Below are 13,060 nucleotides of genomic sequence, written 5' to 3'. Positions count from 1 at the left end.
CCACGAGGCTGATTCATGAGATCGAAAAGATTTGAAGCACTGGCGAAACGCCCTGTGAATCAGGACGGCTTCGTTAAGGAGTGGATCGAAGAAGGCTTTATCGCGATGGAAAGCCCGAACGATCCGAAACCGTCGATAAAAATCGTTAACGGCGCGGTGACCGAGCTGGACGGGAAACCGGTGAGCGATTTTGACCTGATCGACCACTTTATCGCCCGCTACGGCATTAACCTGAATCGCGCCGAAGAAGTGATGGCGATGGATTCGGTTAAGCTGGCCAACATGCTGTGCGATCCGAACGTTAAACGCAGCGAAATCGTCCCGCTGACCACCGCGATGACGCCGGCAAAAATTGTCGAAGTGGTTTCGCATATGAACGTCGTTGAGATGATGATGGCGATGCAGAAAATGCGCGCCCGCCGCACCCCATCCCAGCAGGCGCACGTCACCAACGTCAAAGATAACCCGGTACAGATTGCCGCCGACGCCGCCGAAGGCGCATGGCGCGGATTTGACGAACAGGAAACCACCGTTGCGGTAGCGCGCTACGCGCCGTTCAACGCCATCGCGCTGCTGGTCGGCTCGCAGGTAGGCCGTCCGGGCGTACTGACTCAGTGCTCGCTGGAAGAAGCCACCGAGCTGAAGCTCGGCATGCTGGGCCACACCTGCTACGCCGAAACCATCTCCGTCTACGGTACCGAACCGGTCTTTACCGACGGCGACGACACGCCGTGGTCGAAGGGTTTCTTAGCCTCCTCCTACGCCTCTCGCGGTCTGAAAATGCGCTTCACCTCCGGCTCCGGCTCCGAAGTGCAGATGGGCTACGCCGAAGGCAAATCCATGCTTTACCTGGAAGCGCGCTGCATCTACATCACCAAAGCCGCGGGCGTACAGGGCCTGCAAAACGGTTCCGTTAGCTGCATCGGCGTGCCGTCTGCGGTGCCTTCCGGCATTCGCGCGGTGCTGGCGGAAAACCTGATCTGTTCGTCGCTGGATCTGGAGTGCGCCTCCAGTAACGACCAGACCTTCACCCACTCCGATATGCGTCGTACCGCGCGCCTGCTGATGCAGTTTCTGCCGGGGACCGACTTTATCTCTTCCGGTTATTCCGCGGTGCCGAACTACGACAACATGTTCGCCGGTTCCAACGAAGATGCCGAAGACTTTGACGACTACAACGTCATCCAGCGCGACCTGAAGGTGGACGGCGGTCTGCGTCCGGTTCGCGAAGAAGATGTTATCGCCATCCGTAATAAGGCTGCCCGCGCGCTGCAGGCCGTTTTTGCCGGAATGGGGCTGCCGCCGATTACCGATGAAGAAGTGGAAGCCGCGACCTACGCCCACGGTTCGAAAGATATGCCGGAGCGCAACATCGTCGAAGACATCAAGTTCGCCCAGGAAATCATCAATAAAAACCGCAACGGCCTGGAAGTAGTGAAAGCGCTGGCGCAGGGCGGGTTCACCGACGTGGCCCAGGACATGCTCAACATCCAGAAAGCCAAGCTGACCGGAGACTATCTGCATACCTCCGCAATTATCGTCGGCGATGGGCAGGTGCTGTCAGCCGTCAACGATGTTAACGACTATGCCGGTCCGGCAACGGGCTATCGCCTGCAGGGCGAACGCTGGGAAGAGATTAAAAACATCCCTGGCGCTCTTGATCCCAACGAGATTGATTAAGGGGTGAGAAATGGAAATTAATGAAAAATTGCTGCGCCAGATAATTGAAGAAGTGCTCAGCGAGATGAAGGGCAGCGATAAACCCGTCTCGTTTACTGCGCCAGCGGCCTCCGCGGCACCCCAGGCTACGCCGCCCGCCGGCGACGGCTTCCTGACGGAAGTGGGCGAAGCGCGTCAGGGAACCCAGCAGGACGAAGTGATTATCGCCGTCGGCCCGGCTTTCGGCCTGGCGCAGACCGTCAATATCGTCGGCATACCGCATAAGAGCATTTTGCGCGAAGTCATTGCCGGTATTGAAGAAGAAGGCATTAAGGCGCGCGTGATTCGCTGCTTTAAATCCTCCGACGTGGCCTTCGTCGCCGTTGAAGGCAATCGCCTGAGCGGTTCCGGCATCTCTATCGGCATCCAGTCAAAAGGCACCACGGTGATTCACCAGCAGGGGCTGCCGCCGCTCTCTAACCTGGAGCTGTTCCCCCAAGCGCCGCTGCTGACCCTGGAAACCTATCGCCAGATTGGTAAAAACGCCGCCCGCTATGCGAAACGCGAATCGCCGCAGCCGGTCCCGACGCTGAACGACCAGATGGCGCGGCCAAAATACCAGGCGAAATCGGCCATTTTGCACATTAAAGAGACCAAGTACGTGGTGACGGGCAAAAACCCGCAGGAACTGCGCGTGGCGCTTTGATAAAGGATAACTCCATGAATACCGACGCAATTGAATCGATGGTGCGCGACGTATTAAGCCGCATGAACAGCCTGCAGGGCGAGGCGCCGACGGCGGCTCCGGCGGCAGACGGCGCGTCCCGTAGCGCAAAGGTCAGCGACTACCCGCTGGCGAACAAACACCCGGAATGGGTGAAAACCGCCACCAATAAAACGCTGGACGACTTTACGCTGGAAAACGTGCTGAGCAACAAAGTTACCGCCCAGGATATGCGTATTACCCCGGAAACGCTGCGCTTACAGGCTTCTATCGCCAGGGACGCGGGCCGCGACCGGCTGGCGATGAACTTCGAACGCGCCGCCGAACTGACCGCGGTACCGGACGATCGCATTCTTGAAATCTACAACGCCCTCCGCCCCTATCGCTCGACGAAAGAGGAGCTGCTGGCGATCGCCGACGATCTCGAAAGCCGCTATCAGGCGAAGATTTGCGCCGCTTTCGTTCGCGAAGCGGCAACGCTGTACGTCGAGCGTAAAAAACTCAAAGGCGACGATTAATTACAGGGGTATGTGATGCGATATATAGCTGGCATTGATATCGGCAACTCATCGACGGAAGTCGCCCTGGCGACTCTGAATGAGGCTGGCACGCTGACAATCACCCACAGCGCGCTGGCGGAAACCACCGGGATCAAAGGCACGTTGCGTAACGTGTTCGGTATTCAGGAGGCGCTCGCCCTCGTCGCCAGAGGCGCCGGGATCGCTGTCAGCGATATTTCGCTCATCCGCATTAATGAAGCTACGCCGGTGATTGGCGATGTGGCGATGGAAACCATTACCGAGACCATCATCACCGAATCGACCATGATCGGCCATAACCCGAAAACGCCCGGCGGCGCGGGGCTTGGCGTGGGCATCACCATTACGCCGCAGGAGCTGTTAACCCGCCCGGCGGACGCGCCCTATATCCTGGTGGTGTCGTCGGTGTTCGATTTTGCCGATATCGCCAGCGTGATTAACGCTTCCCTGCGCGCCGGATATCAGATTACCGGCGTCATTTTGCAACGCGACGATGGCGTGCTGGTCAGCAACCGGCTGGAAAAACCGCTGCCGATTGTTGACGAAGTGCTGTACATCGACCGCATTCCGCTGGGAATGCTGGCGGCAATTGAGGTCGCCGTCCCGGGGAAGGTCATCGAAACGCTCTCTAACCCCTACGGCATCGCCACCGTATTCAACCTCAACGCCGAGGAGACGAAAAACATCGTCCCGATGGCTCGCGCGCTGATTGGCAACCGTTCCGCCGTGGTGGTCAAAACGCCATCCGGTGACGTCAAAGCGCGCGCGATACCCGCCGGTAACCTTGAGCTGCTGGCCCAGGGCCGGAGCGTACGCGTAGACGTTGCCGCTGGCGCCGAAGCCATCATGAAAGCGGTCGACGGCTGCGGCAAGCTCGATAACGTCACCGGCGAGTCGGGGACCAATATCGGCGGCATGCTGGAACACGTGCGCCAGACCATGGCCGAGCTGACCAACAAGCCCAGCAGCGAAATATTCATTCAGGACCTGCTGGCCGTCGATACCTCGGTGCCGGTGAGCGTCACCGGCGGTCTTGCCGGGGAGTTCTCGCTGGAGCAGGCCGTGGGCATCGCCTCAATGGTGAAATCGGATCGTTTGCAGATGGCGATGATTGCCCGCGAAATCGAGCAGAAGCTCAACATAGACGTGCAGATCGGCGGCGCCGAGGCCGAAGCCGCCATTCTGGGCGCGCTGACCACTCCGGGTACCACCCGACCGCTGGCGATCCTCGACCTCGGCGCAGGCTCCACCGATGCCTCCATCATCAACCCCAAAGGCGAAATCATCGCCACTCACCTCGCCGGAGCTGGCGATATGGTGACGATGATTATTGCCCGCGAGCTGGGGCTGGAAGACCGCTATCTGGCGGAAGAGATCAAGAAGTATCCGCTGGCCAAGGTGGAAAGTCTGTTCCATTTACGCCACGAGGACGGCAGCGTGCAGTTCTTCTCCACGCCGCTGCCCCCCGCCGTATTCGCCCGCGTCTGCGTGGTGAAACCGGACGAACTGGTGCCACTACCCGGCGACTTAGCGTTGGAAAAAGTACGCGCCATTCGCCGCAGCGCCAAAGAGCGGGTCTTTGTCACCAACGCCCTGCGCGCACTGCGTCAGGTCAGCCCCACCGGCAACATTCGCGATATTCCGTTCGTGGTACTGGTCGGCGGTTCGTCGCTGGATTTCGAGGTCCCGCAGCTGGTCACCGATGCGCTGGCGCACTACCGCCTGGTTGCCGGGCGGGGAAATATTCGCGGCAGCGAGGGCCCCAGAAACGCGGTGGCCACCGGCCTGATTCTCTCCTGGCATAAGGAGTTCGCGCATGGACAGTAATCACAGCGCCCCGGCTATTGTGATCGCCGCCATCGACGGCTGCGACGGCCTGTGGCGCGAAGTGCTGCTGGGTATCGAAGAGGAAGGCATTCCTTTCCTGCTCCAGCATCACCCGGCCGGGGATGTCGTGGACAGCGCCTGGCAGGCGGCGCGCAGCTCGCCGCTACTGGTGGGCATCGCCTGCGACCGCCATACGCTGGTCGTGCACTACAAGAATTTACCCGCATCGGCGCCGCTTTTTACGCTGATGCATCATCAGGACAGTCAGGCCCAACGTAACACCGGTAATAACGCGGCACGGCTGGTCAAAGGGATCCCGTTCCGGGATCTGAATAGCTAAGCAACAGGAGAACAGCAGTATGAATAACGCACTGGGACTGGTTGAAACAAAAGGGTTAGTAGGCGCCATTGAGGCCGCCGATGCGATGGTGAAATCGGCCAACGTGCAGCTGGTCGGCTACGAAAAAATTGGCTCGGGTCTGGTGACCGTAATGGTTCGCGGCGACGTCGGCGCGGTCAAAGCGGCGGTAGATGCGGGCAGCGCGGCGGCAAGCGTCGTAGGCGAAGTGAAATCCTGCCACGTGATCCCGCGTCCGCACAGCGACGTTGAGGCCATTTTACCGAAATCAGCCTGATTGATGGCGAATAAGGAGCACCGCGTGAAGCAATCACTGGGATTACTTGAAGTTTGTGGTCTGGCACTGGCTATTAGCTGCGCCGATATCATGGCGAAATCCGCTTCTATCACGCTGGTCGCCCTCGAAAAGACCAATGGTTCAGGCTGGACGGTCATTAAAATTACCGGTGATGTGGCCTCAGTACAGGCGGCCATCACCACCGGTGCACAGTTTGCCGAACAGCGAAACGGTCTGGTGGCTCATAAAGTCATCGCCAGACCCGGAGAAGGGATCCTGCCCGCAGAGGCTCCCCCATCCTCCGTCATGGAACCTGAGCCTGAAGAGTCAGAGACGGCTAATGTCGTTTCTGAAGCGCCAGCAGAAGAGCCCCTCCAGCAACAAGGCGTGGTCAGCTGCAACCTGTGCCTGGATCCAAAATGTCCGCGCCAGAAGGGCGAGCCGCGCACCCTTTGCATTCATCCCGGCAAGCGAGGTGAAGCGTAATGGATAAACAGCTTCTCGAATCAACGGTCAGTAAAGTCCTCGACGAGATGCGTCTGCGGCCCATTCCGCTGGGGGTTTCAAATCGTCATATCCACCTGTCGGCGTCGGATTATGAACGCCTGTTTCCTGGCCATCTCATCAGCGAGAAAAAAGCGCTGCTGCAGCCGGGACAGTACGCTGCGGAGCAAACCGTCACCCTGGTAGGGCCGAAGGGGCAACTTAAAAATGTGCGCCTGCTCGGCCCACTGCGTTCGGTAAGCCAGGTGGAAATATCGCGTACCGATGCCAGAACCCTGGGGGTTGCGGCGCCGCTGAGAATGTCTGGCGATCTGAAAGGGACGCCGGGCATCCGTCTGGTCAGCCCCTATGGCGAACTGACGCTCTCGTCAGGGGTTATCGTCGCGCAGCGGCATATTCATATGTCGCCGCTCGATGCGCTGATCCTGCGGGTTTCCCACGGCGATAAGGTCTCCGTGGCCATTGAAGGCGACGAGCGCGGGCTGATTTTCAACAACGTGGCGATTCGCGTTTCACCGGATATGCGTCTCGAAATGCACATTGATACCGATGAAGCCAACGCCGCCGGCGCCGATAATCCGCAGGCCTTTGCCCGGCTGGTAGGCCCGCGATGAACGGCGAAGTTCTGCAGCGCATCGTGGAGGAAATCGTCTCCAGGCTGCAGCGTCGCGCCCACAGCACGGCGACGCTGAGCGTTGCGCAGCTGCGCGATGCCGACTGCCCCGGGCTGTTCAGCCAGCACGCCTCGCTGCGCATCCTGCTTGTCGACCTGCCGCTGCTGGGCCAGCTGACGGAGGCGGAAACCGACGATCCTGCGGCCCGGAAAATTCACGACGCGCTGGCTTTCGGCATCCGCGTGCAGCTCACCCTGCACAGTCAGCTGCTGCCGGTTATCCCGGTCAAAAAACTGGCGCGCCTGCCGGCGATCTTCACCGACGAGCGCGGGCTGCCGCTGATCCTGCACGCAGGATCGGTGCTGAGCTATCGCGACGTCGCGCAGCTGGGCCAGGGTCGCCTGGTTATCCACCGCAAATGCATCGTGACCGCGCTGGCGCGCGAAGCGGCACAGGCGCGGCATATTCAATTAATTAAGCAGGAGTAAATCATGCATCTGGCACGAGTCACGGGCGCGGTTGTCTCCACGCAAAAATCGCCTTCCCTGATCGGCAAAAAGCTGCTGCTGGTGCGGCGGGTCAGCGCCGATGGCGAGCTTCCCGCCTCGCCGACCGCCGGCGATGAAGTCGCCGTGGATTCCGTCGGCGCGGGGATCGGCGAGCTGGTTCTGCTCAGCGGCGGCTCCAGCGCCAGGCACGTTTTTTCCGGGCCAAACGAGGCCATCGACCTCGCCGTTGTCGGCATTGTCGATACGCTTTCACGTTAAGGAGCGAATATGGCGATTTATACCCGAACGGGCGACGCTGGCACCACCTCACTCTTTACCGGCCAGCGGGTGAGTAAAACTCACCCGCGGGTTGAAGCCTACGGCACGCTGGATGAGCTGAACGCCGCGCTGAGCCTGTGCGCCTGCGCCGCCGCGGATGAAAATCACCGCGCCTTACTTGAGGCCATCCAGCAGCAGCTTTTTTGGTTTAGCGCAGAACTGGCCAGCGACAGCGAACGGCCGTCGCCGAAACAGCGCTACATCAGCAGCGAAGAGATTTCCGCTCTGGAAGCCGCCATCGATCGGGCCATGGCCCGCGTCGAACCGCTGCACAGTTTTATTTTACCCGGCCGCTGCGAAGCCGCGAGCCGCCTGCATTTTGCCCGCACGCTGGCCCGCCGGGCCGAACGGCGACTGGTTGAGCTGGCGGCGGAAGTCAACGTGCGCCAGGTGCTGATGCGCTACATCAATCGCTTGTCAGACTGCCTGTACGCCCTGGCGCGCGCGGAAGATAGCGATGCGCACCAGAACAACATCATTCGTGAAGTGAGCCGGCGCTATCTGGCCGTCACTCAGCCGAGCCGCAGCAAGGAGACGACGCCCCTGGCCCTTTCATTCCACGATCTGCACCAGCTCACCCGCGCCGCCGTTGAGCGCGCGCAGCAGCTTCAGGTTCCGGTGGTGATCAGCATCGTTGACGCACACGGCACCGAAACCGTGACCTGGCGGATGCCGGACGCCCTGCTGGTCAGCAGCGAACTAGCGCCGAAAAAAGCCTGGACCGCGGTGGCGATGAAAACGGCGACCCATGAGCTGAGCGAGGCCGTTCAGCCGGGCGCCGCGCTTTATGGCCTCGAAACGCATTTGCAGGGAAAAGTGGTTACCTTTGGCGGCGGTTACGCCCTGTGGCGCGACGGCTCATTAATTGGGGGTCTTGGCATCAGCGGCGGCAGCGTTGAACAGGACATGGATATAGCACAGACCGCCATCGCGGCCATTAACGTGGGAACTCATCAATGAATACTTCTGAACTCGAAACGCTTATTCGCACCATTCTTAGCGAACAGTTAACCCCAGCCCAAACGCCAAACCCGGCGCAGGGCAAAGGGATTTTTCAGTCCGTGAGCGAGGCCATTGATGCCGCGCATCAGGCGTTCTTACGTTATCAGCAGTGCCCGCTAAAAACCCGCAGCGCCATCATTAGCGCAATGCGTCAGGAGCTGACGCCGCATCTGGCCGCCCTGGCGGAAGAGAGCGCCAATGAAACGGGGATGGGCAACAAAGAAGATAAATTTTTGAAAAACAAAGCTGCGCTGGACAACACGCCGGGCGTGGAAGATCTCACCACCACGGCACTGACCGGCGACGGCGGCATGGTGCTGTTTGAGTATTCGCCATTTGGCGTTATCGGGTCGGTCGCACCGAGCACCAACCCGACGGAAACCATCATTAATAACAGCATCAGCATGCTGGCGGCGGGTAATAGCGTCTACTTCAGCCCGCATCCAGGAGCAAAAAAGGTCTCACTGAAGCTGATTAGCATGATTGAAGAGATTGTTTTCCGCTGCTGCGGCATCCGCAATCTGGTGGTTACCGTAGCAGAACCCACTTTCGAAGCCACCCAGCAGATGATGGCCCATCCGCGCATTGCGGTTCTGGCCATTACCGGCGGCCCGGGTATTGTGGCGATGGGCATGAAGAGCGGTAAGAAAGTCATTGGCGCTGGCGCGGGTAACCCGCCCTGCATCGTTGATGAAACGGCGGATCTGGTTAAAGCGGCGGAAGATATCATCAACGGCGCCTCGTTCGATTACAACCTGCCCTGCATTGCCGAGAAGAGCCTGATTGTGGTGGAGAGCGTCGCCGAACGTCTGGTGCAGCAAATGCAAACCTTCGGCGCGCTGCTGCTGAGCCCTGCCGACACTGACAAACTCCGGGCCGCCTGCCTGCCTGAAGGCCAGGCGAATAAAAAACTGGTCGGCAAAAGCCCATCAGCCATGCTCGAAGCGGCCGGGATCGCCGTTCCGTCGAAAGCGCCGCGTCTACTGATAGCGCTGGTTAACGCCGACGATCCGTGGGTTACCAGCGAGCAACTGATGCCGATGCTGCCGATAGTGAAAGTTAGCGATTTCGATAGCGCGCTGGCCCTGGCGCTGAAGGTTGAAGAGGGACTGCATCATACCGCCATTATGCACTCGCAGAACGTGTCGCGCCTGAACCTCGCGGCCCGCACCCTGCAAACCTCGATATTCGTCAAGAACGGCCCCTCTTATGCCGGGATCGGCGTCGGCGGCGAAGGCTTTACCACCTTTACTATCGCCACGCCGACCGGTGAAGGGACAACCTCGGCGCGCACGTTTGCCCGCTCCCGTCGCTGCGTGCTGACCAACGGCTTTTCCATTCGCTAACCGAGGTCGCGATGAAAACTTTCTCACTACAAACGCGGTTGTACAGCGGTCAGGGTAGCCTGGCGGTGCTCAAACGCTTTACCAACAAGCACATCTGGATTATCTGCGATGGCTTTCTTGCGCGCTCGCCGCTGCTGGAAACCCTGCGTCAGGCGTTGCCCGCAGATAACCGCATTAGCGTCTTTAGCGAGATAACCCCGGACCCCACTATCCACACCGTGGTACAGGGCATTGCGCAAATGCAGGCCCTGCAGCCGCAGGTGGTCATCGGCTTCGGCGGCGGATCGGCAATGGATGCGGCGAAAGCTATCGTCTGGTTCAGTCAGCAGAGCGGCATCAGCATCGAAACCTGCGTGGCCATACCGACCACCAGCGGTACCGGTTCAGAAGTGACCAGCGCCTGCGTAATTAGCGATCCGGATAAAGGCATCAAGTACCCGCTGTTCAACAATGCGCTCTATCCCGATATGGCGATCCTTGACCCGGAGCTGGTGGTCAGCGTGCCGCCGCAGATTACGGCCAACACCGGCATGGACGTGCTGACCCACGCGCTGGAGGCGTGGGTCTCTCCGCACGCCAGCGACTTTACCGACGCGCTGGCGGAAAAAGCCGCCAAACTGGTGTTCCAGTATCTGCCCACGGCGGTGGAAAAAGGCGACTGCGTGGCGACGCGCGGGAAAATGCACAATGCCTCAACGCTTGCCGGGATGGCGTTCAGCCAGGCGGGGCTGGGGCTTAACCATGCTATCGCCCACCAGCTTGGCGGGCAGTTTCATCTCCCGCACGGACTGGCCAACGCGCTGCTGTTAACCGCGGTTATCCGCTTTAACGCCGGTCATCCGCGCGCCGGAAAACGCTACGCGCGGCTGGCCAAAGCCTGCGGATTTTGTCCGGCAGATGCCAGCGATAGTACGGCGATCAATGCGCTGATCCAGCAAATCGAACGGCTCAAGCAGCGCTGTGCGCTGCCGTCACTGGCGATCGCGCTGAAAGAGGGACGTGCCGAGTACTCAGCGCGCATTCCGGCCATGGTGCAGGCCGCACTGGCTGACGTGACCTTGCGCACGAATCCTCGCCCGGCCAGCGCCGGGGAAATTCAGGAACTGCTGGAGGAACTGCTATGAGTACCGCCGTCAACGCTGTTGAAATGGCCAGAAGCGCCGAGGAGATCCGCGAGCGCGTGCGCGCTGCGGGCGTAGTCGGCGCGGGTGGAGCGGGTTTTCCCGCCCACGTGAAGCTGCAGGCGCAGGTGGAGATCTTTCTGGTTAACGCCGCCGAGTGCGAACCGATGCTCAAGGTCGACCAGCAGCTAATGTGGCAGCAGGCTGCACGTCTGGTCCGCGGCGTGCAGTACGCGATGACGGCAACCGGCGCACGCGAAGGGGTGATTGCCCTGAAAGAGAAGTACCGCCGGGCTATCGACGCCCTCACCCCGCTGCTGCCTGCCGGTATTCGCCTGCATATTCTGCCGGATGTCTATCCCGCAGGCGATGAGGTGCTGACTATCTGGTTAGCTACCGGTCGACGGGTCGCACCCGCCGCGCTGCCAGCCAGCGTTGGGGTCGTGGTGAATAACGTACAAACGGTGCTCAATATTGCCCGTGCGGTTGAGCAGCAGTTTCCGGTGACCCGCCGCACGCTAACCGTTAACGGCGCGGTCGCCCGACCGCTGACCGTCACCGTCCCCATCGGCATGTCGCTGCGCGAAGTGCTGGCGCTGGCGGGCGGCGCGACGGTCGACGACCCCGGTTTTATTAACGGTGGCCCGATGATGGGCGGCCTGATGACTGCTCTCGATAACCCGGTAACCAAAACTACCGGCGGCCTGCTGGTGCTGCCCAAAAGCCATCCGCTTATCCAGCGGCGGATGCAGGACGAGCGCACGGTGCTTTCCGTGGCCCGTACCGTCTGCGAACAGTGTCGCCTGTGTACCGATCTCTGCCCACGGCATCTGATCGGCCACGAACTCTCCCCGCACCTGCTGGTGCGGGCGGTGAACTTTCATCAGGCCGCCACGCCCCAGCTGCTGCTGAGCGCGCTCACCTGTTCGGAATGCAACGTCTGCGAAAGCGTGGCCTGTCCGGTGGGGATCTCGCCGATGCGCATCAACCGCATGCTGAAACGCGAGCTGCGCGCGCAAAACCAGCGCTATGAAGGACCGCTCTATCCGGCCGACGAAATGGCGAAATATCGCCTCGTGCCGGTGAAGCGACTGATCGCCAAACTGGGGCTGAGCCCCTGGTATCAGGAGGCGCCGCTGGTGGAAGACGAACCGGCAGTAGAAACAGTGACTTTACAGTTGCGCCAGCATATCGGCGCCAGCGCGGTAGCGAACGTTGCAGTGGGTGAACGCGTTACCCGCGGGCAATGCGTTGCCGATATCCCGGCAGGCGCATTAGGCGCGCCGGTTCACGCCAGCATCGACGGCGTGGTTGCGGCCATCAGCGAACAGGCCATCACGGTTGTAAGAGGTTAACCATGTCTCAGGCTATAGGAATTTTAGAACTCACCAGCATTGCCAAAGGAATGGAACTCGGCGATGCGATGCTGAAAAGCGCCAACGTCAATCTGCTGGTCAGCAAGACTATCTGCCCGGGTAAGTTTCTGTTGATGCTCGGCGGGGATATCGGCGCCATCCAGCAGGCCATTGAAACCGGCACTTCGCAGGCCGGCGAAATGCTCGTCGACAGCCTGGTGCTGGCGAATATCCATCCCAGCGTACTCCCGGCCATGAGCGGCCTGAACAGCGTAGACAAACGCCAGGCGGTCGGCATCGTTGAAACCTGGAGCGTTGCGGCCTGCATCAGCGCCGCGGACCGGGCGGTGAAAGGCTCCAACGTCACCCTGGTACGGGTGCATATGGCCTTCGGCATCGGCGGTAAATGCTACATGGTAGTGGCGGGCGACGTTTCCGACGTCAACAACGCGGTTACGGTAGCCAGCGAAAGCGCGGGTGAAAAAGGGCTGCTGGTTTATCGTTCGGTAATCCCGCGACCGCATGAAGCCATGTGGCGACAGATGGTGGAGGGATAATGGAAAGACAGCCAACAACGGATCGCATGATTCAGGAATACGTTCCCGGGAAACAGGTAACCCTCGCGCACCTGATTGCCAATCCCGGGAAAGATCTCTTTAAGAAACTCGGCCTGCAGGATGCGGTGTCCGCCATCGGCATCCTCACCATTACGCCCAGCGAAGCGTCGATTATCGCCTGCGATATCGCCACCAAATCCGGCGCGGTGGAGATCGGTTTTCTTGACCGCTTTACCGGCGCCGTGGTGCTGACCGGCGACGTTTCCGCCGTCGAGTACGCCCTCAAGCAGGTGACGCGCACCCTGGGCGAGATGATGCAGTTTACTACCTGCTCAATAACCCGGACGTAG

At 60.3% G+C, this 13,060-nt stretch carries 16 protein-coding genes; all 16 read left to right on the top strand.

Features of this window, described 5'->3' with window-relative positions; all coding sequences use genetic code 11:
• Window positions 1-15: 15 nt before the first annotated feature.
• The 16 genes from pduC to pduU are packed head-to-tail and all read left to right on the top strand — an operon-like array spanning window position 16 to window position 13,060.
• A complete protein-coding gene (gene pduC, locus ABLV11_RS08260; protein ID WP_004105132.1) occupies window positions 16-1,680 on the top strand; it encodes a propanediol dehydratase large subunit PduC in 1,665 nt (554 codons plus the stop codon).
• A 10-nt stretch (window positions 1,681-1,690) separates the two neighbouring features.
• The gene (gene pduD / locus ABLV11_RS08255; RefSeq protein WP_004105135.1) at window positions 1,691-2,365 is read left to right on the top strand and encodes a propanediol dehydratase medium subunit PduD; all 675 of its coding nucleotides are present in this window, start codon (window positions 1,691-1,693) and stop codon (window positions 2,363-2,365) included.
• A gap of 14 nt (window positions 2,366-2,379) precedes the next feature.
• Window positions 2,380-2,901, top strand: coding sequence for a propanediol dehydratase small subunit PduE (gene pduE, locus ABLV11_RS08250; protein ID WP_016809888.1), 522 nt, complete (start codon window positions 2,380-2,382; stop codon window positions 2,899-2,901).
• Window positions 2,902-2,916: 15 nt separating this feature from the next.
• A complete protein-coding gene (gene pduG / locus ABLV11_RS08245) occupies window positions 2,917-4,749 on the top strand; it encodes a propanediol dehydratase reactivase alpha subunit PduG (RefSeq protein WP_023321554.1) in 1,833 nt (610 codons plus the stop codon).
• Complete coding sequence (gene pduH, locus ABLV11_RS08240) at window positions 4,739-5,089, top strand: propanediol dehydratase reactivase beta subunit PduH (RefSeq protein WP_004105142.1); 351 nt, start codon at window positions 4,739-4,741, stop codon at window positions 5,087-5,089. The genes pduG and pduH overlap by 11 nt, the downstream gene beginning before the upstream one ends.
• Window positions 5,090-5,108: 19 nt before the next feature.
• Window positions 5,109-5,384 (top strand): propanediol utilization microcompartment protein PduJ, encoded by a 276-nt coding sequence (pduJ, locus tag ABLV11_RS08235; RefSeq protein ID WP_001057755.1) that lies wholly within the window; start codon window positions 5,109-5,111, stop codon window positions 5,382-5,384.
• A gap of 3 nt (window positions 5,385-5,387) precedes the next feature.
• Entirely contained in the window at window positions 5,388-5,870 is a 483-nt protein-coding gene (locus ABLV11_RS08230; RefSeq protein WP_105889103.1) for a BMC domain-containing protein, read from the top strand.
• Window positions 5,870-6,502, top strand: coding sequence for a phosphate propanoyltransferase (locus ABLV11_RS08225; RefSeq protein WP_123829918.1), 633 nt, complete (start codon window positions 5,870-5,872; stop codon window positions 6,500-6,502). Before ABLV11_RS08230 ends, ABLV11_RS08225 begins: the two co-directional genes overlap by 1 nt.
• The gene (gene pduM / locus ABLV11_RS08220; RefSeq protein WP_016809891.1) at window positions 6,499-6,990 is read left to right on the top strand and encodes a microcompartment protein PduM; all 492 of its coding nucleotides are present in this window, start codon (window positions 6,499-6,501) and stop codon (window positions 6,988-6,990) included. Before ABLV11_RS08225 ends, pduM begins: the two co-directional genes overlap by 4 nt.
• A gap of 3 nt (window positions 6,991-6,993) precedes the next feature.
• Window positions 6,994-7,269, top strand: a complete 276-nt coding sequence (gene pduN / locus ABLV11_RS08215; protein ID WP_032453962.1) for a propanediol utilization microcompartment protein PduN — start codon at window positions 6,994-6,996, stop codon at window positions 7,267-7,269.
• Between the two features lie 9 nt (window positions 7,270-7,278).
• Entirely contained in the window at window positions 7,279-8,289 is a 1,011-nt protein-coding gene (gene pduO, locus ABLV11_RS08210; RefSeq protein WP_126489502.1) for a two-domain cob(I)yrinic acid a,c-diamide adenosyltransferase PduO, read from the top strand.
• On the top strand, window positions 8,286-9,677 hold the full coding sequence (gene pduP / locus ABLV11_RS08205; RefSeq protein ID WP_024274645.1) for a CoA-acylating propionaldehyde dehydrogenase PduP: 1,392 nt from the start codon (window positions 8,286-8,288) through the stop codon (window positions 9,675-9,677). The genes pduO and pduP overlap by 4 nt, the downstream gene beginning before the upstream one ends.
• 11 nt (window positions 9,678-9,688) lie before the next feature.
• On the top strand, window positions 9,689-10,801 hold the full coding sequence (gene pduQ / locus ABLV11_RS08200) for a 1-propanol dehydrogenase PduQ (RefSeq protein WP_108704598.1): 1,113 nt from the start codon (window positions 9,689-9,691) through the stop codon (window positions 10,799-10,801).
• Window positions 10,798-12,153, top strand: coding sequence for a cobalamin reductase PduS (gene pduS, locus ABLV11_RS08195; protein ID WP_134883864.1), 1,356 nt, complete (start codon window positions 10,798-10,800; stop codon window positions 12,151-12,153). Before pduQ ends, pduS begins: the two co-directional genes overlap by 4 nt.
• A 2-nt stretch (window positions 12,154-12,155) precedes the next feature.
• Entirely contained in the window at window positions 12,156-12,710 is a 555-nt protein-coding gene (pduT, locus tag ABLV11_RS08190) for a propanediol utilization microcompartment protein PduT (protein WP_348855277.1), read from the top strand.
• Window positions 12,710-13,060, top strand: coding sequence for a propanediol utilization microcompartment protein PduU (gene pduU / locus ABLV11_RS08185; protein ID WP_000441103.1), 351 nt, complete (start codon window positions 12,710-12,712; stop codon window positions 13,058-13,060). Before pduT ends, pduU begins: the two co-directional genes overlap by 1 nt.

The sequence above is a fragment of the Klebsiella sp. GW_Kp181 genome (genome assembly GCF_040062315.1).
Taxonomy (GTDB): Bacteria; Pseudomonadota; Gammaproteobacteria; order Enterobacterales; family Enterobacteriaceae; genus Klebsiella; species Klebsiella oxytoca.
Note: the sequence above shows the minus strand (reverse complement) of the source record. Positions and strands in the feature narration are given on the sequence as shown.